This window comes from Puia sp. P3 (genome assembly GCF_050632245.1).
Lineage (GTDB): Bacteria > Bacteroidota > Bacteroidia > Chitinophagales > Chitinophagaceae > Puia.
In genome coordinates this window covers 1579592-1601240 of record NZ_CP192583.1, presented here as the reverse complement: position 1 = coordinate 1601240, position 21649 = coordinate 1579592, and the positions used below count along the sequence as shown (strand labels likewise).

The 21649-nt window shown below is 54.6% G+C and carries 31 protein-coding genes and 4 pseudogenes; 10 read left to right on the top strand and 25 right to left on the bottom strand.

The window, feature by feature from the left end:
• Nucleotides 1-128 precede the first annotated feature (128 nt).
• On the bottom strand, nucleotides 129-593 hold the full coding sequence (locus ACQ86N_RS09555; protein WP_431214956.1) for a hypothetical protein: 465 nt from the start codon (nucleotides 591-593) through the stop codon (nucleotides 129-131).
• A gap of 68 nt (nucleotides 594-661) precedes the next feature.
• On the opposite strand from ACQ86N_RS09555, the gene ACQ86N_RS09550 reads away from it, so the two are divergent.
• The 7 genes from ACQ86N_RS09550 (at nucleotide 662) to ACQ86N_RS09520 (ending at nucleotide 5464) form a co-directional block, all read left to right on the top strand.
• Complete coding sequence (locus tag ACQ86N_RS09550) at nucleotides 662-1360, top strand: tetratricopeptide repeat protein (RefSeq protein WP_431214955.1); 699 nt, start codon at nucleotides 662-664, stop codon at nucleotides 1358-1360.
• Nucleotides 1361-1380: 20 nt separating this feature from the next.
• Nucleotides 1381-1683: a tetratricopeptide repeat protein gene (locus ACQ86N_RS09545; RefSeq protein WP_431214954.1), complete on the top strand. Its 303-nt coding sequence runs from the start codon at nucleotides 1381-1383 to the stop codon at nucleotides 1681-1683.
• Nucleotides 1684-1715: 32 nt separating this feature from the next.
• Nucleotides 1716-2366, top strand: a complete 651-nt coding sequence (gene rpe, locus ACQ86N_RS09540) for a ribulose-phosphate 3-epimerase (protein WP_431214953.1) — start codon at nucleotides 1716-1718, stop codon at nucleotides 2364-2366.
• Between the two features lie 19 nt (nucleotides 2367-2385).
• Nucleotides 2386-2625 carry a carboxypeptidase-like regulatory domain-containing protein gene (locus ACQ86N_RS09535; RefSeq protein WP_431214952.1) on the top strand — a complete coding sequence of 80 codons (240 nt, stop codon included), beginning with the start codon at nucleotides 2386-2388 and terminating at the stop codon, nucleotides 2623-2625.
• Between the two features lie 58 nt (nucleotides 2626-2683).
• Nucleotides 2684-4129, top strand: a complete 1446-nt coding sequence (locus tag ACQ86N_RS09530) for a TonB-dependent receptor plug domain-containing protein (RefSeq protein WP_431214951.1) — start codon at nucleotides 2684-2686, stop codon at nucleotides 4127-4129.
• Nucleotides 4069-4854, top strand: coding sequence for a hypothetical protein (locus ACQ86N_RS09525; protein ID WP_431214950.1), 786 nt, complete (start codon nucleotides 4069-4071; stop codon nucleotides 4852-4854). The genes ACQ86N_RS09530 and ACQ86N_RS09525 overlap by 61 nt, the downstream gene beginning before the upstream one ends.
• Before the next feature lie 313 nt (nucleotides 4855-5167).
• Nucleotides 5168-5464: a T9SS type A sorting domain-containing protein gene (locus ACQ86N_RS09520; RefSeq protein ID WP_431214949.1), complete on the top strand. Its 297-nt coding sequence runs from the start codon at nucleotides 5168-5170 to the stop codon at nucleotides 5462-5464.
• A 20-nt stretch (nucleotides 5465-5484) separates the two neighbouring features.
• Here the strand turns inward: ACQ86N_RS09520 and ACQ86N_RS09515 are convergent, their stop codons facing one another.
• From ACQ86N_RS09515 to ACQ86N_RS09455, 13 genes and pseudogenes are all read right to left on the bottom strand, one after another.
• Entirely contained in the window at nucleotides 5485-5973 is a 489-nt protein-coding gene (locus ACQ86N_RS09515) for an MFS transporter (RefSeq protein WP_431217338.1), read from the bottom strand.
• Entirely contained in the window at nucleotides 5973-6299 is a 327-nt protein-coding gene (locus ACQ86N_RS09510) for an MFS transporter (RefSeq protein WP_431214948.1), read from the bottom strand. The genes ACQ86N_RS09515 and ACQ86N_RS09510 overlap by 1 nt, the downstream gene beginning before the upstream one ends.
• Nucleotides 6283-6642 (bottom strand): annotated as a pseudogene (locus ACQ86N_RS09505) (MFS transporter); the annotation flags it as partial. The gene ACQ86N_RS09510 and the pseudogene ACQ86N_RS09505, both read right to left, overlap by 17 nt.
• 161 nt (nucleotides 6643-6803) lie before the next feature.
• The gene (locus ACQ86N_RS09500; protein ID WP_431214947.1) at nucleotides 6804-7184 is read right to left on the bottom strand and encodes a phosphomannose isomerase type II C-terminal cupin domain; all 381 of its coding nucleotides are present in this window, start codon (nucleotides 7182-7184) and stop codon (nucleotides 6804-6806) included.
• Nucleotides 7185-7193: 9 nt separating this feature from the next.
• A complete protein-coding gene (locus ACQ86N_RS09495) occupies nucleotides 7194-7760 on the bottom strand; it encodes a class I mannose-6-phosphate isomerase (RefSeq protein ID WP_431214946.1) in 567 nt (188 codons plus the stop codon).
• Entirely contained in the window at nucleotides 7742-7936 is a 195-nt protein-coding gene (locus ACQ86N_RS09490) for a hypothetical protein (RefSeq protein ID WP_431214945.1), read from the bottom strand. Before ACQ86N_RS09490 ends, ACQ86N_RS09495 begins: the two co-directional genes overlap by 19 nt.
• Nucleotides 7937-7983: 47 nt before the next feature.
• Nucleotides 7984-8292, bottom strand: a complete 309-nt coding sequence (locus ACQ86N_RS09485; protein ID WP_431214944.1) for a hypothetical protein — start codon at nucleotides 8290-8292, stop codon at nucleotides 7984-7986.
• A 204-nt stretch (nucleotides 8293-8496) separates the two neighbouring features.
• Nucleotides 8497-8943 carry a hypothetical protein gene (locus tag ACQ86N_RS09480; protein WP_431214943.1) on the bottom strand — a complete coding sequence of 149 codons (447 nt, stop codon included), beginning with the start codon at nucleotides 8941-8943 and terminating at the stop codon, nucleotides 8497-8499.
• Nucleotides 8940-9242 (bottom strand): ROK family protein, encoded by a 303-nt coding sequence (locus tag ACQ86N_RS09475; protein WP_431214942.1) that lies wholly within the window; start codon nucleotides 9240-9242, stop codon nucleotides 8940-8942. The genes ACQ86N_RS09480 and ACQ86N_RS09475 overlap by 4 nt, the downstream gene beginning before the upstream one ends.
• The gene (locus ACQ86N_RS09470; protein ID WP_431214941.1) at nucleotides 9166-9699 is read right to left on the bottom strand and encodes an ROK family protein; all 534 of its coding nucleotides are present in this window, start codon (nucleotides 9697-9699) and stop codon (nucleotides 9166-9168) included. The genes ACQ86N_RS09475 and ACQ86N_RS09470 overlap by 77 nt, the downstream gene beginning before the upstream one ends.
• 136 nt (nucleotides 9700-9835) lie before the next feature.
• The gene (locus ACQ86N_RS09465) at nucleotides 9836-10399 is read right to left on the bottom strand and encodes a glucose-6-phosphate isomerase family protein (RefSeq protein WP_431214940.1); all 564 of its coding nucleotides are present in this window, start codon (nucleotides 10397-10399) and stop codon (nucleotides 9836-9838) included.
• Nucleotide 10400: 1 nt separating this feature from the next.
• The gene (locus ACQ86N_RS09460) at nucleotides 10401-11243 is read right to left on the bottom strand and encodes a substrate-binding domain-containing protein (protein ID WP_431214939.1); all 843 of its coding nucleotides are present in this window, start codon (nucleotides 11241-11243) and stop codon (nucleotides 10401-10403) included.
• Nucleotides 11219-11419 carry a GntR family transcriptional regulator gene (locus ACQ86N_RS09455; protein ID WP_431214938.1) on the bottom strand — a complete coding sequence of 67 codons (201 nt, stop codon included), beginning with the start codon at nucleotides 11417-11419 and terminating at the stop codon, nucleotides 11219-11221. Before ACQ86N_RS09455 ends, ACQ86N_RS09460 begins: the two co-directional genes overlap by 25 nt.
• A gap of 93 nt (nucleotides 11420-11512) precedes the next feature.
• Here ACQ86N_RS09455 and ACQ86N_RS09450 point away from each other — a divergent pair.
• The 3 genes and pseudogenes from ACQ86N_RS09450 to ACQ86N_RS09440 all read left to right on the top strand — a co-directional run.
• A pseudogene (locus ACQ86N_RS09450) lies at nucleotides 11513-12070 on the top strand (pyridoxine 5'-phosphate synthase); the annotation flags it as partial.
• The gene (locus ACQ86N_RS09445) at nucleotides 12046-12228 is read left to right on the top strand and encodes a pyridoxine 5'-phosphate synthase (RefSeq protein ID WP_431217337.1); all 183 of its coding nucleotides are present in this window, start codon (nucleotides 12046-12048) and stop codon (nucleotides 12226-12228) included. The pseudogene ACQ86N_RS09450 and the gene ACQ86N_RS09445, both read left to right, overlap by 25 nt.
• Before the next feature lie 98 nt (nucleotides 12229-12326).
• Complete coding sequence (locus tag ACQ86N_RS09440) at nucleotides 12327-13415, top strand: DUF2911 domain-containing protein (RefSeq protein WP_431217336.1); 1089 nt, start codon at nucleotides 12327-12329, stop codon at nucleotides 13413-13415.
• Between the two features lie 49 nt (nucleotides 13416-13464).
• Here the strand turns inward: ACQ86N_RS09440 and ACQ86N_RS09435 are convergent, their stop codons facing one another.
• The 11 genes and pseudogenes from ACQ86N_RS09435 to trpD all read right to left on the bottom strand — a co-directional run bounded on the left by ACQ86N_RS09435 (nucleotide 13465) and on the right by trpD (nucleotide 21645).
• Complete coding sequence (locus tag ACQ86N_RS09435; RefSeq protein WP_431214937.1) at nucleotides 13465-14568, bottom strand: redoxin domain-containing protein; 1104 nt, start codon at nucleotides 14566-14568, stop codon at nucleotides 13465-13467.
• Between the two features lie 7 nt (nucleotides 14569-14575).
• A complete protein-coding gene (hisIE, locus tag ACQ86N_RS09430; RefSeq protein ID WP_431214936.1) occupies nucleotides 14576-15184 on the bottom strand; it encodes a bifunctional phosphoribosyl-AMP cyclohydrolase/phosphoribosyl-ATP diphosphatase HisIE in 609 nt (202 codons plus the stop codon).
• Nucleotides 15181-15844: pseudogene (hisF, locus tag ACQ86N_RS09425) on the bottom strand (imidazole glycerol phosphate synthase subunit HisF). Before hisF ends, hisIE begins: the two are co-directional and overlap by 4 nt.
• 86 nt (nucleotides 15845-15930) lie before the next feature.
• Complete coding sequence (gene hisA, locus ACQ86N_RS09420) at nucleotides 15931-16650, bottom strand: 1-(5-phosphoribosyl)-5-[(5-phosphoribosylamino)methylideneamino]imidazole-4-carboxamide isomerase (RefSeq protein ID WP_431214935.1); 720 nt, start codon at nucleotides 16648-16650, stop codon at nucleotides 15931-15933.
• A gap of 7 nt (nucleotides 16651-16657) precedes the next feature.
• Nucleotides 16658-17245 (bottom strand): imidazole glycerol phosphate synthase subunit HisH, encoded by a 588-nt coding sequence (hisH, locus tag ACQ86N_RS09415; RefSeq protein ID WP_431214934.1) that lies wholly within the window; start codon nucleotides 17243-17245, stop codon nucleotides 16658-16660.
• Between the two features lie 3 nt (nucleotides 17246-17248).
• Nucleotides 17249-18019 carry a tryptophan synthase subunit alpha gene (trpA, locus tag ACQ86N_RS09410; RefSeq protein ID WP_431214933.1) on the bottom strand — a complete coding sequence of 257 codons (771 nt, stop codon included), beginning with the start codon at nucleotides 18017-18019 and terminating at the stop codon, nucleotides 17249-17251.
• Nucleotides 18016-19176: a tryptophan synthase subunit beta gene (gene trpB, locus ACQ86N_RS09405; protein WP_431214932.1), complete on the bottom strand. Its 1161-nt coding sequence runs from the start codon at nucleotides 19174-19176 to the stop codon at nucleotides 18016-18018. The genes trpA and trpB overlap by 4 nt, the downstream gene beginning before the upstream one ends.
• A 53-nt stretch (nucleotides 19177-19229) precedes the next feature.
• The gene (locus ACQ86N_RS09400) at nucleotides 19230-19874 is read right to left on the bottom strand and encodes a phosphoribosylanthranilate isomerase (protein ID WP_431214931.1); all 645 of its coding nucleotides are present in this window, start codon (nucleotides 19872-19874) and stop codon (nucleotides 19230-19232) included.
• Entirely contained in the window at nucleotides 19871-20467 is a 597-nt protein-coding gene (locus tag ACQ86N_RS09395; protein WP_431214930.1) for an indole-3-glycerol phosphate synthase TrpC, read from the bottom strand. Before ACQ86N_RS09395 ends, ACQ86N_RS09400 begins: the two co-directional genes overlap by 4 nt.
• On the bottom strand, nucleotides 20464-20658 hold the full coding sequence (locus ACQ86N_RS09390) for a hypothetical protein (RefSeq protein WP_431214929.1): 195 nt from the start codon (nucleotides 20656-20658) through the stop codon (nucleotides 20464-20466). The genes ACQ86N_RS09395 and ACQ86N_RS09390 overlap by 4 nt, the downstream gene beginning before the upstream one ends.
• A gap of 10 nt (nucleotides 20659-20668) precedes the next feature.
• A pseudogene (gene trpD / locus ACQ86N_RS09385) lies at nucleotides 20669-21645 on the bottom strand (anthranilate phosphoribosyltransferase).
• Between the last annotated feature and the right edge of the window lie 4 nt (nucleotides 21646-21649).

The following is a 21649-nucleotide window of genomic DNA, read 5'->3' as shown; positions in this document are numbered from 1 at the left end:
CAGGGTTGTTATCCCCTAATCCAAGACCCACGACGAGCCTGAAAATCGATCGTTTGACCCTGACAAAAAATTAGCCGCCACGGAGTAGAATCCGTGGCGGCCTTTTATTCATACCCTTAATTCATCAACTATATCCAGTGCCTCCCGGCACCCACTAAACGCCACGGCCAGGGCACCGTAACCAAAATAATAACCAGCGCCACCAGAAACAGCCAGAACGAGCGCTTAAACTTCGCAGCATCCGGTATCGCCTTCTTCGCCGCACCCCTCCCGATCGTGATCAGCACGATCGCAACAAGCATCCCGAAAATATGCTCAACGGCAAAAAAACGGTATACCGGATCCTTCATCACCGCCCCAAAACCCAGATTGGAGATATTAGCCAGCCCCCACGGACCCGCCAGCCACAAATAAAGACCGATCAGCAGCGTCGTATGCGCCGAGACCATCAGAAAAAGCCCCGTCTTCTTATCCCCGGCTCCAAAAGCCCTGCCGGACTTCATTCCATTATAACTCCTGTAAATGGCTACTACCGCCAGGACAATGATAACCCATCGCAAAAAACTATGTAAATGCAACAATCCCGTATACATGCCAAAAAATTTTAGGGCCCAAAGCTACGACAAAAGGGCCATCAGCCGGTTTTTCTTAGCTTTGCAGGATGAAGTTACCATTGCGGACCCTTTGCCTGCTGTTGGGCCTTATCGGATGCGGAATAGCGGGTTGTCACAACAACAAGACCGGTGAAGACAATCAACAGGCGGCAATTCTCTCGCACTCCCCTTACTCAGCGCTGACCGACAGCCTCTCGGCCGACAAGGCCGCAGACAAAGCCGCCATCTATTTCAGAAGAGGCGAACTACTGTCCCGCAACAACCTCCACGAACTGGCCCTCAAAGACTATCAGAGATCATGGGAAATAACGCCCGACGAATACACCGCCACCCGCTATGCCTCGACACTCGCCATCCTCGGACAAACTAGCCAGGCCATCCGCCTCCTCACCGACTGCCAGCAACGCTTTCCCGGCAATCCTTCCTTTCCCGATATGCTCGGCGATATCTACCAGCAGACGGGACGGGTATCCGAAGCCCTCGGCATATACGACGGCCTCCTGAAAAGAGACACGTCGGACTTCGAAGCCTGGTACGAAAAAGGCCTGCTGCTGGAAAAACAAAAAAGATACCGCCGCCGCCATTCGGGCGCTCGAAAAGGCCTACCAGCTTCCAGCCCGTCAATACCTATGCGCTGGAACTCGCCCACCTCTACGCCGAACATCGCAACGCCGCCGCCCTTTCCATCTGCGACAGGATCCTCGGCAAGGACAGCACCCACGAACTGCTCGACCCCTTCTTTATAAAAGGCATTTACTACGCCAACATGATGCAGTACAAAAAAGCCATAGTACAGTTCGACTCCTGCATCCGCAGAGACTGGAAATTCACCGACGCCTACCTCGAAAAGGGCATCGCCCTCTACCAGCAAAAAGCCTACGATACGGCCCTCAGCACATTCCGCATGACCATCCAGGTATCCAATACCTACCCCGACGGCTACTACTGGGCTGGCCGCTGCTACGAGATAAAAGGACAAAAAGACGAGGCCGTGCGTTATTATCGTCAGGCCATCGCCCTCGACAAGGATTTTACCGAGGCCGCCGAAAGGATCAAAAGACTGCAGTAATCACTATCTTTAAGGCCAAAAGCTAAATACGCATGCCCATTATAGCCCCCTCCTTACTGGCATCGAATTTCCTCCGCCTGGAAGACGAATGCAAAATGCTCAACGAAAGCAACGCAGACTGGTTCCACCTGGACGTCATGGACGGGATGTTCGTCCCCAATATCAGCTTTGGCCTCCCCGTTATCGCGCAGCTCCGCAAAGCGACAACGAAGGTGTTTGACGTGCATCTGATGATCGAACAACCCGAACGCTATGCCGAAGACTTCAAAAAGGCCGGAGCCGACCGCCTCACCGTCCACTACGAAGCATGCCGCCACCTCCACCGAAACGTCCAGCAGATAAAAGCCCTGGGCATGAAAGCCGGCGTTGCCCTCAACCCCGCAACCCCAGTCGACCTCCTCTCCGATCTCCTGCAGGATATCGACCTGGTACTGATCATGAGCGTCAACCCTGGCTTCGGTGGCCAGCAATTCATTCCACACACATTTCAGAAAATACGCAACCTCCGTCGCATGATCCACGATCGCGGCCTCGACACCCTGATCGAGATCGACGGCGGCGTCACCGTAGAAAACTCAACCAGCCTCTCCAAAGCCGGAGCGGACGTCCTCGTGGCAGGAACCACCGTCTTCCATTCCAGCGACCCCAAAGCGACCATCCATACACTTAAAAACTGTAATTGATCGTTAAACTGTAAACTGCTTGAGATCCCTCATTGCCGTCACCATACTCCTCCTCGTCTTCCTCCCTGCGAGCGCGCAGAAAAAGCTGGCCGTTGTATCGGGCAAAGTCCTCGACGAGAATGAAAAACCCCTCTCCGGCGTATCTGTCACCGTACTGGGCAGACAGTCCGGTCTCATGACCACCGACTCCGGCACCTTCCGCCTCAAAGTACCCGCCGAACACGCCTTCGCCCTCGTCTTCTCCTTTTACCGGTTATAAGACGGAACAACGCAACTTCCTGCTGAACGAACAGGAAGAAGAGCACGTCGTCGTCCGCATGGAAAAAGGCCAGAAAACCCTACAGGAGGTAGTCGTCTCCGATCAGCGCGAAAGCCGCGAGACCGGACTCGTCCGCATCAACCCAAAAAATGCGATCAATATACCCGCTCCCGTCGGCGGCATCGAAAGCCTGCTCAAAATAATCGTAGGCTCCAACAACGAACTGACCTCCCAATATTCTGTACGCGGCGGTAACTACGACGAAAACCTCGTCTACGTGAACGACTTCGAAGTATTTCGCCCATACCTCGTCAACAACGCACAACAGGAAGGACTGAGCTTCATCAACCCCGAACTCACCCGCAGCGTCAACTTTTATACAGGAGGCTTCCAGGCCCGCTACGGAGATAAGATGTCCTCCGCCCTGGACATCCAGTACCGCAAACCAACCAGCTTCGGCGGGTCCGTCTACGCAGGCCTCCTCGAACAGGGGATTCACCTGGAAGGAGCAACCCAAAGATTTACCTGGCTCGTCGGCGCCCGCAACCGCACCAACAATACCCTGCTCGGCAGCCAGGAGACCAAAGGCACATACGCCCCCTCCTCCTCCGACATACAGGCACTTCTAACATGGCAGCTGAACAAAACCAACCAGCTGGAATTTCTCGGCAATTTCTCCCAGACGAGATTCCACCTGATCCCCGAATCCAGCCAGCTGACCTCCTCCATCTTCTCTCCCTATTATACTGCCAACCTCGGTCTCGACATCTTCTTCGACGGCCAGGAGAAAGACCGGTACCAGACCAATATGGCCGGCCTCTCCCTCACCCAGCAGATCAACCGCAACCTGCGGCTCAAATGGATGGCCTCCCGCTTCGAAGACAAGGAACAGCAGGACTACGATATCACCGGCGCATACCTCTTCGGCGACCGCGACTTCGACAAAACCAGCGCCACCTTCGGGCAGATCACCAGTCCCCTCGGCGCAGGCACCTACCAGAACTTTGCCCGCGACCAGCTGAATATCCAGGTCTATAACGCCACCCATAAAGGGTATCTCGCCGTCAACCAACACTTCCTCCAGTGGGGAGTCAGCGCTGAACGGCAGCTCGTCAATTCGCATCTCAACGAGTGGCAGTACCAGGACTCCGCCGGCTATTCGCTTCCCAATAACCCCGGCGTGCCCAGCATTACAGGCGTGATCCACTCCACGGATAATCCCGGCATCACCCGCCTGACCGGCTTCATACAGGACAACCTCCTCCTTCAAAAGAACGGCGACTTTACCCTTCAGGGCGGGGTTCGATACAACTACAATACGCTCAACAAAGAGCTCCTTCTCTCTCCCCGGGTCGGCGCCTCATGGCGGCCCCGAAACGCAAAAAGAGATATCGTATACAAGGCCTCGCTAGGCATCTACGACCAGCCCCCTTCTTCCGGGAGATGCTCCGCCCCGACGGAACGCTCAACACCGCCCTCAAAGCACAGCGGCAGCGGCAGGTAGTGGCCGGCTTCGACCGGAATTTCAAACTGGGCGACCGCCCTTTCCGCTTCACCACCGAAGCCTACTACAAACAAATGACAAGGGTCGACCCCTACGACATCAACAACGTACACATCCAGTATTTTGGACAGAATGACGCCAGAGCCTATACGACAGGCGTGGAGTTCCGCCTCTTCGGCGAACTGGTAAAAGACGCGGAGAGCTGGCTGAGCCTCGGCTTTATGCGGTCGAGGGAAAAGATCGACACGTCTTACTACAACTATACCCTCGACACACAGGGCCGACCCGCCGACAGCGTTAAGACCGAGGCCGGCTGGGTTCGCCGCCCCACCGACCGGCTCTTTACCCTCGGACTCTTCCTCCAGGACTACCTCGCTACCAACAAGAACCTCAAAGCCTACCTGAATTTTCTTTACGGCAGCGACCTCCCCTTCAATATCCCCGGCAATCTGCGCTACCGCAACGCCCTCACCATCGACCCCTATATCCGTATCGACGTCGGCTTTAGCGCCCTCCTCCTCGACAGCGAAAAAAGCAACCGGCGCAGCCACAGCCCATTCCGCAACTTCGAGAACATCTGGGCCACCCTCGAGGTATTCAACCTCATCGACCGCGCCAACACCATCTCCTACATGCTCATAAAAGACTTTTCCAATACCACCTACGCGATCCCCAACCGCCTCACCCCCAGACTCCTCAACCTCAAACTCGTCGGCCGATTCTAATGCCTTCCACTTAGTATTTTCCACAATGCCCATTAGTAGTATTACGAGGACTTTCCCAAAAAACCGCAAATCTTCCCATCACGGGACTACACTCCCACTCCTTCGATCCGCAACCCGCACATAACCAACCCATTATTTTTTGGCAGCAAATTGGACTTTATATCTGTAAACCGCACAGTATGAAGACTCTCATCAACCAAATTACCATCCTCCTTACTCCCGCGTTTTCAAAAGAAAAAATGCCTGCACTGATCCCCATAAGGGTCGTGACCAGGGTTTCCAATCACCACAGATAAACTACAGGATTATGGTTATGGCAAAAGAAATTTCGGTTTATCCGAATCCGTTCGACTATTACATTATTCTTGAAATTACTTGCGACGAAGAAATTGACTGCATCATCCTGCTCGCGGACATAACGGAAGGAAGGATAGTCCGGATGCTCGGCGCAGGACTCAGGAACGGGATCAACAGAATTCCCCTCAACGACCTCCAGCTCCTCATCCCCGGAACCTATCAGCTCAATATTAAAACCTCGGAAGGCGAATCGATCTATCAGACAAAAGTTTTCAAACAGTCCGATGGCAACCCGACGATTCATCTGAACTAACTATACCATTGTATCGCCCCCTAGTGGGGCGATACAAATATTTCCTCCATCTCCTCGAGAGTCTTTCCACTCGTCTCCTTCACCACTCTCCAACTGAAGAAAAAATTGGCCAGGCTAAAACCCGCGAACAGCCAAAAGGTCACCGCCGCACCCGCCTTCGCCAGCATCCACGGAAAGAACTGCCCCACCACCCAAACCGCGATCCAGAGCGCCATCGTACAGACGGCAACCGCCCGCACCCGCACCGGAGTCGGAAAGATCTCGTTGATGATGATCCAGGTCACAGGACCCAGCGAGAACGCAAAACAGGCAATATACAAGAGCAGCAACACGAGCAAAAAATACCACTGGGTATGTCCCGTATAGAACAGAAAACCGCACAGAACCAGCGAAAGAACGATCCCGCTCAACCCCGTCGTCAGCAGAAATTTCCGGCCGTATTTGTCGCACCACCGGATCGCCACTATCGTAAACAGCATATTGATAACCCCGATGATCACCTGAAAGATCAGCGCATTGCTCCCCCGATGCCCGCCGCCGCGAAAATACTAGGCCCATAATAGATGATCGCGTTGATCCCTGAGAACTGCTGGAAGACCGCCAGCAGGATCCCGATCACCAGCGGCAACCGCACCATCGCCAAAGAGACCCGCCTGTCCCCGTCCCTCGCAGCCGCCCCCACGATCTGCGAGAACTCCGTCGCCGCAACCGCCGCCGGACGCAAACGATTCAGCACCTCCCGCGCCTTCTCCTTCTGTCCCTTGGCTACCAGCCACCGCGGACTCTCGGGGACCCTCAGCAATAACAGCACAAACACCACCGACGGCCCCGCCATCGCCGAGGAACATCGGCCGCCATGCCTCCTTCACGACCGTCGCCACAAAATAAGCATCCGAGCAGTATGCCAGCAGGATCCCAACGGTAATGGCCAGCTGATAATAGGCGATCATCCTCCCCCTCCGGTCCGCCGGCGCAAACTCCGCGATCAGCATCGGAGAGATGACCGACGCCATACCCACCCCCACACCCCCAACGATTCGGGCCGCCACCAGCCCCCCAAACCCGCCGGCGACACCACACCCGATACCGGAAACAAAAAATGCAAGCGCCGAAAGCAATATCGTCCGCTTCCTCCCAATGCGGTCGCTCAGCATCCCCGTAACCAGCACACCCGCAATACAACCTACGAGACCACTTGCTCACAAACCAACCTTCCCGGGTCGTATCAAGAACATACTGCGCCTTGATCAACCCGACAGCGCCGGAGATGACAGCAGTGTCGAATCCAAACAGCAGGCCGCCAAGGGCCACCGTCAGACAGATAAAATTGGTACGCTTATCAGCGTTGGTAGTCGTCGTCATATCGGCAGATATCGTTTTGTTGCCAGTCGCCAAATGCCACCTCCAGTACACGGACAGGACTGTCACCGCCGCAGCTCAGGCGGTGCCGCTCATTCACAGGTATCCATATCTCTTCCCCGGCCCGGCACTCCCGAACGACGTCTCCCACCTGCACCACCGCGCCGTCATCGATCACGATCCACAGCTCCGCACGCCCGGTATGCGACTGAAGACTGAGCCGCTGTCCAGGCAGCACCGTCATCAGACTCACCGTACAGTCCTCATTGTTCGCAAACTGCCTGAAAGAACCCCAGGGCCTCTCGACAACCGCTACAGCCGGCTTTTCCGGCGGGATAGGTTTGCTGGCATATTTAGACATAGAAATAATTTATGCATTCTTTCGTACAAACGCCTTCATCGTCGCACATAGCTGCCCCTCGCCCTCCCCATAGGGACGGATGGTATACTCTCCGACCGCAGACGGTATGACAAAGGTTTCCGCATAGTGAACGACAAATGCCTCAAACGCGCCCGAAGGACTTTCCACTATCGCTTCTCTTCCCTCGACCAGATTCAGCACGTTCACGCTGCCTCCCGGATGATGCGCAACCTTCCCGGTAAACCAGTGCCTCCGCGTCTCGATAAATTCCCGCTCGTGCAGCCCCGTACGCTCCTCCCGCCACCCCGGTCCCTCGTCTACCACCGAGACCGTATTGATCAGCTCCCTCTTCGTCCGCTCTGGCCCAAGACTCCAGTTGATCACCTTCTGCCCATGCCCGATATTGATCGGCCTCGGCTTACCGTCGAGCCCCATCCGGCCCCAGTCCCACAGCTTGAAGGTGAAGATATACGGCGTCGCACTGATCTCCAGTACCATGCTGTTCTTCCCCGAACAGTGTATGGTCCCCGCCGGTATCAGCACATGGTCATGCTTCTTTATCGGCCACTTCCCCACAAACTTTTCGGCATCGAATGGTTTCCCCCATCCTGCGCAGCCGTCAGCGCTTCCACCATCTCCCCGGGCAAAGTCACCTTCACACCGGACCTCTCTTCCTCCTTCAATCCCAGATAAACAACCGCATCCTCCTGCGCATCCAAAATATAATAGCTTTCATCCTGCGTGTAGTCCATTCCAAAATGCTCCCGGATATATTCAGTCGTCGGATGTACCTGAAGACTCAGATTCCCCCTCCCATCGTATCCAGAAAATCGAACCGGATAGGAAACTCGTCTCCGAACCGGGCCTGCACCGCATCACCCAGCAACGCCCTCGCCTGCGCAAACACCAGATTGATCGCCGGCGTCTCGAAAAAAATATCCCCAAATCTTATCAGCAGACTGTTCTCCTCCGGCACACAGTCAAAACACCAGGCATAATTCGGCTGCGACTCGTCCAGGCCGCAAACACCCTTCATCCACTTGCCCGCCCCAAGGCCCCGGATCAAAAAATGGCACCAGCCTGAAAGGCCTCCGCACAGCCAGCGCATACGCGTCGTTCAACGCATTCCCCGCTGCAATACGAGGCTGACCAGCAACAGTAGTATCGACCACAAAGTCCCACCGATACATCAACTCCTTCTTATGTTTATCCGCTACCCGCCAGTCCACAAAGAACGCCTGCTTGTACTGAAGCGAAGCCTTCACATTCTTATCCGTTAGCCCAAGATTCGCGATCTCATTCCTTCGAAACCTCAGCTGCGCCTCCCAGCGGGGCATGTCGAAATATACCAGTAAGTCCCATCGCCCCGCAACCAGCGATGCGCCCGGCCCATAGACATAGACGCCCCCGCATCCCGGGCAATCTCCTCCTGCATCGCGCGCAGCCGCACAGGGTCAAAGAAATCCTTCATGGATAGCCTTGTTATATAGCCGAAGACTTCGTCATCCGTCACATCCGGATACACCAGCTTCGATACTGCTTCTTCCGGCAAAAATGCATCCCCGGTAAAATACCACCTCCCCGGCAATTCCTCCTGCAACCTCGAAACGACCTCCTCATCCTGGACTCCAGGATAGGTTTCCGGGACGATCACTTTCTCCTCATGCATCCGAATAACTTTTCCAACTTCCTCCCACCCTTGCCAGCATCGGCCACCCTCCATCTGTATAAAAGGCTTCTTATCGTAATTTGATTTCATATAATTTCCCTCAAACAATGTGTAATTCCCAATACACCCGCATCATTATGTAATTGGGTAATTCTTATGCTCACCTTACCCCACGGACACCAGGCACGCCGGTGAACCTTCTCCGTCAGATAGGGCAATATCTGCTCGGCATTCGCCATCACTCCCCCTCCCAGCACCACCACTTCGGGATCATAGGCATGTATCAGATTTACGATCCCAGCAGACCAAATATCATAACAATCCTGCCTCACCTGCAACGCGTCGGCCCTGCCGCTTTTCCGCCGCTGCAAACAGCGCCTCGAAATCATCGATCCCTTCCAGTCTCCCGGCCAGACTCCACGTCGAACCGTAGGCTTCCAGGCAGCCTTTATTGCCGCAGGTACAGTCCCGTCCTTCATACTGCACGGAGATATGCCCGCCCAGAACACCCGCCTGAAAATGACGCCCACGGAGCAGCCGTCCCCCGATGATCGCCGACGTCCCGATACCCGTGCCGATGGTCATCACCACCAGGTCGTCGGTATCCCTTCCGGCCCCGTATTTCCACTCTCCCACGGCAGCCATCCGGGCGTCATTGTCCATATAAAAAGGAACATCCCAGTGCTGCCGCACCCATCCCGGTAGATCCGCTCCCAGCGCGTCGTCATATTTTTTGTTGGTCGAAAGTATTCGCTGCTCAGACGGATCCACGAGACCGGCAAAAGCAAGTCCTATCCCTCCAAGCGAAGCCCGGGACACCTGATTCGCGTGCAAAAGCCCATCCACTCTCTCTGGATCACCGGTAAACCCGACTCCAGCCCGTCGGACGCCGGGATGATCCTTCGCGCCACGACCCTTCCCTCCGTCACCAGGCCCAGTTTTACACGCGTGCCCCCAAGATCGATACCTATATAGTGTTTGTTCATGGTCTGTTCACCAGGGTAGCCACCCCATCCTTTTCAACCAATATTTTCGAAAACCCCTTTTCACTGATGGTCTGATAGTCATGCCCCGCATCAGAAGGCCATACAGCGCCAAAAGACAGGACGCCGCTGCCCGTATTCGCCGTTCGGTGCGCCACATGCCCGTTGATATAATGGATGCTGCCCGGCTCCATCTTCTCCGCCCATACCCGCGAATGATCCTCATTCATCAGGATCAGCATACCCTCGCCTTCGATACAGATATACACTTCCGCCCTGTTCCTGACGGCATGAAAATGCCCTTTAGTCATAAAATATTCCTGCCCGACCTTACCCGGATGGATATACGTGATCCCAACAAACAACCCTCCCTCCGTTCCACCCGCAACAGGAAAATGCGACTCTACCTCATAAACAACCCGATCTACCGGCAGCCGCGCATAGGCTTCGCTGTCACTGAAGATATCCCCCAGGTCCCCGATCCGCCTCGTCAACCGCTCAACCGGGCCGCCAGACAACCGCCCACCACCAAAAAATAGACTCGCCCCTTCAATACCATTCATATCAGAAAGATTTTCTATCGATCATCACAAAAGGATTCTCCACTACCTCCCGCTTCCCCGACACAACCATCTCCGCCATCGTCCTCCCCATCGCCGCAAAATCGGTCGTGATCGTCGTGATCCCATTGCCGATCACACTCTTCAATGGAGTCTCGTTATACGAAATAACGCCGATATCCTTACCCAACTGCCAGCCCTTCTGCGTCGCCACCTGCATCACATCCACCAGACTATTGTCGTCGATCACGATAAATGCATCCCCCTTCCGGACATCACCCGCTGTCACAGCCCCCTTCACCTCGCAAGGCACCACCTTCTTCCTCCCAAACTTTTGAAAACCGGTAATGATATCCCTCGTCCGAAACCCCTCCGGAAAGACCGGGAATAACCGTTCGTACTTCCTCACCAGCTCCACGGAATCCATCAGGATCGAATAGATATCCTTTTCAAAGTTCTGATAGACGCCGGGATAGTGTTCCTGATATTCCCTTAACCCAACATCCAGCAAAAACGTATATTTAAGATCCAGCTTCGACAACACCCCCAGTGTACCGTCATGCACCTCCGGCATGATGACAAAACTGTTGTAGTACGCCGACTGCTCCCTGATCAGCGTCCCAAACATCTGAAAATTGTGGTGATGGAAATAGATATCCAGCGCGCAACCCTCTGGCAAATGGCCGCGCAAGGCATTGTACAGAATCTCTTTGTATGGAGTAAACGTACTGAACAGTAAAAATATCTTCTTCTTCTGCCGCGTCTCGGTACTCAAAACAAAATACCCCTTCCCGGGAATACTATCGATGATCCCCGAACTCCTCAACTCATTGTAAGCCGTGAACACAGACCCCGGGCCAGCGAGAACTCGGCGGCTATCTGATTCACAGACGGCAGCATATCGTCCTTGTTCAGCACGCCGCTATCGATATTCCGCGCGATCGACTGGACTATCTGTCTGTAGACAGGCGTCGTCAGCGCCGGATCGATCCGGATCAGGTCCGTTACAGATTTCCCTTTCATGGTATAAATATATCACCTTCTTTCCGAACTGGTATATACCGGTACATTATTTTTTCTAACCCGGAGAAGACGCCCCGCCCTTACCTTTGCCCCATGACAAAACTCTCGGTCAATATCAACAAATTTGCCACCCTCCGCAACAGCCGCGGCGGCAACAACCCCGACGTAGTCAAAGCAGCAGTGGACGCGCAGCTATTCGGCGCCGACGGCGTCACCGTCCACCCCCGGCCCGATGAACGCCATATCCGCTATGCCGACGTCTACGCCATCAAAAAGATCATTACCACCGAGTTCAATATCGAAGGCAACTCCCAGGAACAAAAATTCGTCGACCTCGTCCTCGACGTCCGCCCCACCCAGGTCACCCTCGTCCCCGACGCACTCGGACAGATAACCTCCAACCACGGCTGGGATACCATCCGCCACAGGATCTACCTCACCGACATCGTCTCTACTTTCCAAAAAGCAGGGATCCGCGTTTCTCTCTTCGTCGACCCCGTGATCGCCATGGTCGAAGGCGCCGCCGCCACCGGCGCCGACCGCGTCGAACTCTACACCGAAGCCTACGCGCACCAGTACCACGAAGACCGGGAAAAAGCCATCGCCCCCTACCGCAGCGCCGCCGAATGCGCCGTCAAATCAGGCCTCGGCCTCAACGCCGGCCACGACCTCGACCTCCACAACCTCAACTTCTTCGCCCGCAATATCCAGGCCTCGACGAAGTCTCCATCGGCCACGCCCTCATCTGCGATGCCCTCTACCTTGGCTACGAGAATACCATTCAACTCTACAAACGACAGCTACAATAGTGCTTTTTCCGCCTTCGGTGTAAATTCCCCTCTCCCCGGGCGGGTAAACCCTACATTTATCCCAACCAAAATCGCTTCACTATGAGAAAAACCTCGCCATCAGCCTCGCGCTGACGCTATTCCTTACAGTAGCGAAAGCCCAGCTCACATCCCTCCCCAGCGGAGGAAATAAAAAAGCAGCCGTCACAGAGCGCATAGGCATCACCGACATAACGCTGCACTACGACCGCCCTGGCGTCAAAGGCCGCGAAGGACAAATATGGGGCAAACTTGTCCCCGAAGGATATACGTATCAGGGCTACGGCACCAGCAAAGCCGCACCATGGCGCGCGGGCGCCAACGAGAACACTACCATCGAGTTCTCCACCGACGTCACAGTCGAAGGCAAACCCCTGCCCGCCGGCAAATACGGCTTCTTCATCGCCTACAGCCCCATGGAATGTACGCTGATCTTCTCCCATAACAGCAGCTCATGGGGCAGCTTCTTCTACGATCAGAAAGAAGACGCCCTCCGCGTCACCGTCAAACCCGTACCAATGGATAAAGAAGTGGAATGGCTCCGCTATGAATTCCTGGACCAGAAAGAAAATTCCGCTACCGTCGCCCTCGAATGGGAAAAGTTGAGCATACCCTTCAAAGTCGAGGTCGACTACGTCAAAACGCAACTGGAATCCTTCCGCCGCGAACTGCGCACAGACAAAGGCTTCAACTGGAACGCATGGAACCAGGCCGCCCTCTTCTGCGTACAACACAACACCGACCTCGAAGAAGGACTCGCCTGGGCCGACTCCGCCACCAACCCCAACGTCGTCGGCGACAGAAATTTCACCAGCCTTTCCACCAAAGCCCAGGTGCTGACCCTCCTCAACCGGAAAGAAGAAGCTGACGCCGTAATGAAAGAAGCGCTCCCCATCGGCAAAGTCATCGAAGTCCACCAATACGCCCGACAGCTGATCACCCGAAAAATGCCAAAGGAAGCCTTCGACGCCTTCAAGCTCAACTACGACAAACACCCCAACGAATTCACGACAAATATGGGCATGGCCCGCGCCTACTCCGCAACCGGAGACTACAAAAAAGCCCTCGATTACCTCAAAAAAGCACAGGCACAGGCGCCCGACGGTCTCAATAAAACCAATATTGAAAAATTGCTGCCGATGCTGCAGCAGGGAAAAGACATTAACTAAAACACATCAACTAATAAAAAGGGGCCGGTCACCCGGCCCCTCCATCTCTTTAATTACATCCCAGCAATTCACACAACCTCGCCTGCAAATCCGGCCCCCTCAAATTACGTCCCACTATCTTTCCATTCGGATCCACCAGCAGATTCTGCGGGATACTCTGAATATGATATTTGGCCGCGGCCTCATTATACCAGTATTTCAGGTCACTGACCTGCGTCCACGCCAACCCGTCATCCTTGATCGCCTTGACCCACGGTTCCTTCGACTTATCCAGCGAAACGCCGAGTACTGTAAAATTCTTACCCTTGAACTTCTGATACATATTCACCACATTCGGATTCTCCATCCGGCAAGGACCGCACCAACTGGCCCAGAAATCGACCAGCACATATTTCCCCCTGAAAGAGGAAAGCGTGACCGCATGACCGGACGTATCGTTCTGCGTGAAATCAAGCGCCTCGGTCCCAACCGCACCGATCTTCGCGTCGTCTACCATCTTCTGCAGATATTGTGCGTAATATCCTTTCTGAATCTCCGGAGACAGCGAATGCAGACGCCTGTCCTGCGCCGCCGCGTCTTCCGTCAGCTGATTCACGACCACCAGCACAAAGGGAGTAACATAGGACGATTTCTTCCTGTCCACAAACCCGTCGATCTGCTTGAAAATGCTATCGGTGAGCTTCTTGTACTCACTGAAAAGCGAGTCTTTCTTCGTCACTCCTGCCGGGGAATTCGCCTGTGCCATGACGGAATTCAGCCGCACGAAATAAGGATTGAACATCTTCTGAAATTCCATAAAATCGTCATTCGACGCAGAACCACTCACCTTCAGTTCCTTCATATCCTCCGTCGAACCCGAGACCGACATCTTATCATTACCCATGAACAGCGGGGCCTTCTTCCCCTGCCCAACAAAATTCAGTTCGTAAAGGTTGGGCTCCGATACATGTCCCTTCAGCGTGAACTTGCCGTCCTTTACCACCGTCGATGCAACCGTATCCGTAGGATTGGAGCCATCGGTCAACGACACTTTTGTGTTCTCCGCCGCACCTTTTACGCTCCCGCTGATTGTAAATCCGTTACCGCCCGAACCGCCCGCCTGCGCCATCGCCAACACCGGCAGCGCCACCAGCACACTAAGAAATAATTTCATATTAACTCTAATTTTTATGTCTCTCCCGCAACACATTTGTTACGTCCTGTAAGTTATACCCTTTTGCGTTAAGAAGGATCAAATAGTGGAAAAGCAGGTCCGCCGCCTCATTCAGAAAAAGACCGTCGTCATGATCTTTCGACTCGATCACCAGCTCGACGGCCTCTTCCCCTACCTTCTGCGCTATCTTATTGATTCCCTTGCCAAAAAGACGTGCCACATAAGAGTTTTCCGGGTCCCCGTGCAGCCGCCGTTCGGCGATAGTCTCCTCCAGACAGGCCAGAAAATCCTCCCGGTGGTTCTTTTCGTCCCAGCACGTGTCCGCTCCTGTATGACATACTGGCCCCAGCGGCTCGGCCTTGATCAGCAAACTGTCCTGATCACAATCCACCGCAATTTGCTTAACCAGCAGATAATTACCGCTCTCCTCCCCCTTCGTCCACAACCGCTGCTTGCTGCGGCTGAAGAATGTCACCTTCCCCTCCCTCTGCGTCTGCTCGAGCGCTTCCACATTCATATACCCCAGCATCAATACCTTGCCCGTGTCCACATCCTGGACCACTGCCGGTACCAGCCCGTCGGGCGATTTCTTAAAATCGATCTGCAAACTATTCATATTCGAACCGTTATGTTATGCTCCTGCAAATATCCTTTTAATTCCGGAATCCCAATTTCCTTAAAGTGAAAAATGCTGGCGGCCAGTGCGGCATCAGCCTTTCCCTCGCCCAGCACGTCGACAAAATGCTCCTTCGTCCCGCCGCCGCCCGAGGCTATTACCGGTACCGTCAAAGAACCTGCCAGTTCCCTCGTTATATCCAGCGCGAACCCTTTTTTTGTGCCGTCATTATTCATGGAAGTCAGCAGGATCTCACCAGCGCCCCTGTTCACTCCCTCCCTCGCCCAGTCCGTACAGAGCATTTCCGTCTTCACCCTTCCGCCATTGAGATAGACATACCACTGCCCGTCCTCCTCCTGCTTCGTATCGATGGCCAGCACTACGCACTGACTCCCGAACTCCTTTGCCAGCTTCGGACACCAGCTCAGGCCGCTTGAAAGCAGACGTATTCACCGAGATCTTGTCTGCACCGTTCTGCAGCAGCAGGCTCACGTCGTCGACACTCGTGATACCCCCACCGACCGTAAACGGTATATTGATATGATGGGCGATCCTGTTCACCAGCTTCCGCAGCGTCTTCCGCTGCTCATTCGTCGCCGCGATATCCAGAAAGACAAGCTCATCCGCCCCCTCCTGCGCATACAACGCCCCCAGTTCCACCGGATCGCCCGCATCCCGGATATTCTCCGAAATTGACGCCCTTCACCGTTCGGCCGTCTTTGATATCCAGACAAGGTATGATACGTTTAGTCAGCATAACTCTTTAATTGATTCAATGAAATACGCCCTTCGTAAATAGCCTTCCCGATAATTACACCGCTGCACCCGACCTCCTCCAGTTGAAGCACATCATCAAAGGAGCTCACACCCCCGCTCGCAATAAAATGAAGGGACGGGAATTTCCCGACTATATTTTTATACAGCTCCAGCGACGGCCCCTGCAAAAGTCCATCCTTGCTCACATCCGTACAAAAGACCTGCGACACCCCCTTCTCCAGAAACTCCTGTATAAAATCATAGACCCATCTGTCCGTCGTCTCCAGCCATCCGCCCACCGCTATCTTCTCGTCGCGGACATCCGCCCCCAGCAGGAACTTCTCCGCCCCATACTCCTCCAGCCAGCTCACGAAGAGCGGCCCGTTCTTCACGGCAATGCTCCCGATAGTGGCCAGCGCGGCCCCGGAGCTAAACACAATATTGACATCCCCCTCCGTCTTGATCCCGCCGCCAAAGTCGATCACCAGTCCCGTCTTCCCCGCCAGTCTCTCCAGCACCTTCCAGTTCTTCACCGCACCCGCCTTAGCCCCGTCCAGATCCACCAGATGCAGACGCTTCAAACCCGCGTCCTCGAATTCCATCGCCACTTCCAGCGGGTTCTCGTTGTAGATCTTTTTCTGCGCATAGTCACCCTGCGTGAGACGAACGCATTTCCCATCTATTATATCAATTGCCGGAATGATCTCCATCTGAAAATTAAATTTTATCGATAAAATTGGTAAGTATCGTCTCTCCCACCTGCGCCGACTTCTCCGGATGGAACTGCACTCCGTAAAAATTCCCTTTCTGCAGCCCCGAACTATACACCAGTCCATAGTCGGAAGACGCAATGGTATCCTCGCCGCTGGAGGCATAGTAACCGTGCACGAAATAGCAAAAGCTCTGCTCGGGCACGCCTTCGAACAACGGCGAACGAAGCCCGAAAATATTGTTCCAGCCGATCTGCGGCACCTTCAGCCCATCCCCGTTGAACCGGCGTACCTGATTCTGGAATATACCCAGACACTCCGTGTCGTTCTCTTCACTATAGCTGCACATCAGCTGCATCCCCAGACAGATACCCAGCACCGGTTGTTGCAGTCCCCTGATCAGCTCGTCAAGCCCCCTTTCCTTCAGATAGCCCATCGCCGTACTCGCTTCGCCTACTCCCGGGAATATGACCTTATCCGCCGCCTTTATCTCCGCGGGGTCATCCGTCACCACGGCCTCTTTCCCGATACGCTCCAGCGCATAAAGAACCGACCGGATATTACCTGCATTATACTTTACGATAGCAAGATTCATAGCTTATTTTAATATGCCATTCAAAAATTTACGCGTCGCATCCTGCACCGGAAGCCCGGCTTCCAGCGCCCGGATATAGGCCGTCCCGATGATCGCGCCACTGGTATGCCGGGTCGCCGCGGCAAAGCTTTCCTTATCCCGGATGCCAAAACCGACAAGCACCGGATTCCGCAGATTCATTTCCTGCAGCCGCCGAAAATAGGCCTGCTGGTCGTTGATATCTTTATTCTTCCCCGTAGTGGAGGAAGACGAGACGGCATAGAGAAAGCCCGTACTCAGAGAGTCCACCTTCCGGATACGCGCGGGCGAAGTCTCGGGCGTCACCAGGAAAATAAAATCCAGACCATATTTTTTCATCACCGGCCCATACTCCGTTTCAAATTCGTAGATCGGAAGATCAGGCAGGATCAGTCCATCTACACCCACCTCCGCCGAGGAGGCACAAAAACGCTCGAAGCCATACTGCAGAACCGGGTTCATATATCCCATCAGCAATACCGGCACGTCAACAGCCGGCCTCAATCCTTTCAGCTGATCGAACAGCTTCGCCATCGTCATCCCATTGGCCAAAGCCTGTGTGCTGCTCGCCTGTATCACCGGACCGTCCGCCAGCGGATCACTATAGGGCATCCCCAGCTCGATCAGGTCGGCCCCGTTGTCCTCCAGCGCCCTGATCACTTCCATCGTGCTGTCCAAATGCGGAAAACCCGCCGTACAGTACACATTCAATACCGGGCGATCCGCTTCAGCAAAAAGTTTTGATATCCTGCTCATATAGTTTGTTCCTCCATTACTTTCATATAGGTTCCCATATCCTTATCTCCTCTTCCGCTGAGACAAAGCACAACCGTATCCTTCTCATTCAGCTGCAGCTGCTCCAGGGCCGCCAGCGCATGCGCCGACTCCAGCGCAGGGATAATACCCTCCAGCCGCGTCAGCAGGAATGCCGCCTTCACCGCCTCCTCATCCGTCGCGCTCAGAAAAGTGCCCCTGCCGCTGTCGAACAAATGCGCGTGCAGCGGTCCGATACCCGGATAATCGAGCCCCGCCGAAATGCTGTGCGGCTCTACGACCTGCCCGTCTTCCGTCTGCATCACATAGCTGCGGCTGCCATGCAAAACCCCCGGCTTGCCCAGCTGCGTCGTCGCGGCGCTCATCCCGCTGTTCACGCCATGACCGGCCGCCTCGACGGCGATCAGCTCCACGCTGCCCTCGTCCAGAAAATGATAAAAGGTTCCCGCAGCATTGCTGCCGCCGCCGACACAGGCGATCACGTGGGTCGGCAGCTCGCTGCCCGTCTTCTCCTTCAGCTGCCACCTGATCTCTTCGCTGATCACGCTCTGAAAACGCGCCACCATATCCGGATAGGGATGCGGTCCCACCACGCTGCCGATGATATAGTGGGTGTCCACCGGATTGTTGATCCAGTCGCGGATCGCCTCATTGGTAGCGTCCTTCAGCGTCTTGCTGCCACTGGTCGCCGGCACCACCTTTGCCCCCAGCATCTTCATCCGCGCAACATTGGGCGCCTGCCGCTCGATATCCTTTTCTCCCATATAGACGATACACTCGATCCCTTTCAGCGCACAAACCGTAGCCGTAGCCACGCCGTGCTGACCGGCACCCGTCTCTGCAATGATCCGGTGCTTGCCCAGCCGCTGCGCCAGCAGGATCTGACCGATAGTATTGTTGATCTTGTGCGCGCCCGTATGGTTCAGGTCTTCCCGCTTCAGATATATTGGGGTATTGTACATCGCACTCAGCCGCTTCGCCAGATACAGCGGAGAAGGCCTCCCCACATAGTCCCGCAGCAGCGACTGAAACTCATTTTGAAACGCGGGCTCGTGCATGATCTCCAGATACCTGGTCCGCAGCTTCTTCCACATTCGGGTACAACATTTCAGGAATGAATGCACCTCCAAATTTTCCATAATACCCCCGTTCATCCGGAGACTGATACGTCTTCATAATAATAAAAAGTTATTTATACTTTTGGATTTTTAATATTGTCCAGCAGGGCCCTCACCTTTTTCATATCCTTTACTCCTGGACTCGTTTCGAACTTACTGTTGACGTCTATCGCGAATAATTTCCGTGCTACAGGTTCGCGGGCAAACTCCTTCAGCTTCTCCACGTCCGCCGCCTCGATGCCCCCGCTCAGAAAGAACAACTTGTCGATATGCGCCGGCTTCAGCGTATCCCAGTTGAACTTCTTCCCCGTACCGCCATACCCTACCCCCTCCGTGTCGAAGAGAAACATATCGCAGGAGTCCTGATAAGGACGGACCAGCCAGTCTATCGGATCGTTCTCTCCCAGCCGGAATACCTTGACGACCGTAATATAATTGGCCAGCTGCTCGCAGAAACGCGGCGTCTCATCGCCGTGCAGCTGCACCATGTCCAACCCGTATGCGTCTACCTGTTTCATGACCTCGTCATAGCTGGCGTTGACAAATACGCCGACCTTGCCGATCCGCAGCTTCGCCTTCCTCAGCTGCTCGCCCGCCAGATGCCTGACAACATACCTCGGCGACTTCGGATAGAAGATGAACCCGGCAAAATCCACGCCCAGGGCGTCCAGCTGTTTGACCTGATCGAGCTCGGTCATTCCGCATACTTTTACTCTCATATGTTTTTGGTTAATTCTCCGACAAATGCCGCAAATGCGGCCCCCGGATCCTTCTCCTTCATAAAATGCTCACCCACCAGGAAGCCTTGAAATCCGGCCTTTTTCATATGTAGTATCGTAGCAGTATCGTTAATGCCGCTCTCCGCGATCAGCAGCTTCCCCGCCGGGATCTGCTTACTCAATCGTATCGAGCGCTCTATATCCACCGTGAACGTCTTCAGGTCTCTGTTGTTGACGCCGACCAGCGGCGTCTCGTTACAAATATGCCCCAGCTCCTCCTCGTTATGTATCTCCAGCAGCACCTCCAGCCCCAGCGACGCCGCAAATCGCGCCAGCCTCTTAACTTCTTCCGGCGAAAGACAGGCCGCGATCAGCAGTATCACATCCGCCCCTATCGCCCTCGCCTCGACGATCTGGTATTCATCGATCATAAAATCCTTTCGCAGAATAGGCAGACCATTCACCCTCGCAGCCCGCAGATCGTCGCTCGTCCCGCCAAAGAACTCCTCATCCGTCAGCACCGAAAGACAACTGGCCCCCGCCGCCGCATACCCTCCCGTCACCTCTTCCACACTCACCCGGTCATTGATCACGCCCTTTGAAGGCTGCGCCGCTTGAACTCCGCAATGATCCCTGTCTTCGACGGGTCCGTCAGAAACTTTTTCAAAGACAGCACTTCCCGCGAAAATCCATCCATACCCTCCAGTTCTTTCACCGTCACCCTCGCCCTCCTTTCCTCCACTTCCCTCTTCTTAAATGCTATTATCTTCTCTAATATGTTCATTGTAATGCGATTAATTTTTCCAAAGCCCCATAAGCCTTCCTGCTCTCCAGACTCTCCACCGCCGCGGCGTATGCCGCAGCATAACTATCGAACCCTCCACCCGAAAAAGAGCCATCGCCGCATTAGCGATCACTACCGCATTCTGCGCCCAGCTGCCTTCTCCGCTGAGGATCTTCACAAACAGCTTCGCCGCCTCTTCCACCGTATTGCCTCCATAAATATCGGTAGCATTTACCATTCTCTTTCCTAATTCTTCCGGCGTCATGATCTTTTCTCCCTTGTTGGTAATAACCTTCGTATCCCCCGTCAGCGATATCTCGTCATACCCGTCCAGCGAATGGATGATCGTAAACCTTCCCTCCGTCTGCTGCAGCAAATAATTATAGATCCTCGCCATTTCCAGGTTATAGACCCCGATCAGCTGTGTCGCGGGAAAGGCCGGATTGACCATCGGCCCCAGCACGTTGAAAAAGTCCGGATCCCGAGGTTCTTGCGGATCGGTCCCACCGTCTTCAGCGCCGGATGAAACAGCGGTGCGTGCAGGAAGCAGATGCCCGCCTCCTCCACCTCCCGCCGAAGCCTGCCGGCATCGTTCTTATGCTTATAACCCAGCTGCTCCATCACATTGGAGGCGCCGCTGATGGAGGTCGCCCCGTAGTTGCCGTGTTTGGCGACCTTATGCCCCGCACCCGCAACGATAAAACAGGCCAGCGTAGAAATATTGAACGTATTCTTCCCGTCGCCACCCGTGCCGACGATATCGACGGTCTCATGTCCGTCCAGGTCTACGCGCACACACAGTTCGAGCAGCGCATCCCTGAAGCCCTGCAGCTCCTCGATCGTAACGCTCCGCATCAGGTAGACGGTAATAAAGGCCGCCAGCTCGCTTTCGTTGAACTCGCCCCTTGCTATGCGCGCCAGCACATCCTTCGCCTGCCCGCGATCCAGCGTCTTATGTTCGAATAAAAATTGTAGTATCTTTTTCATCGCT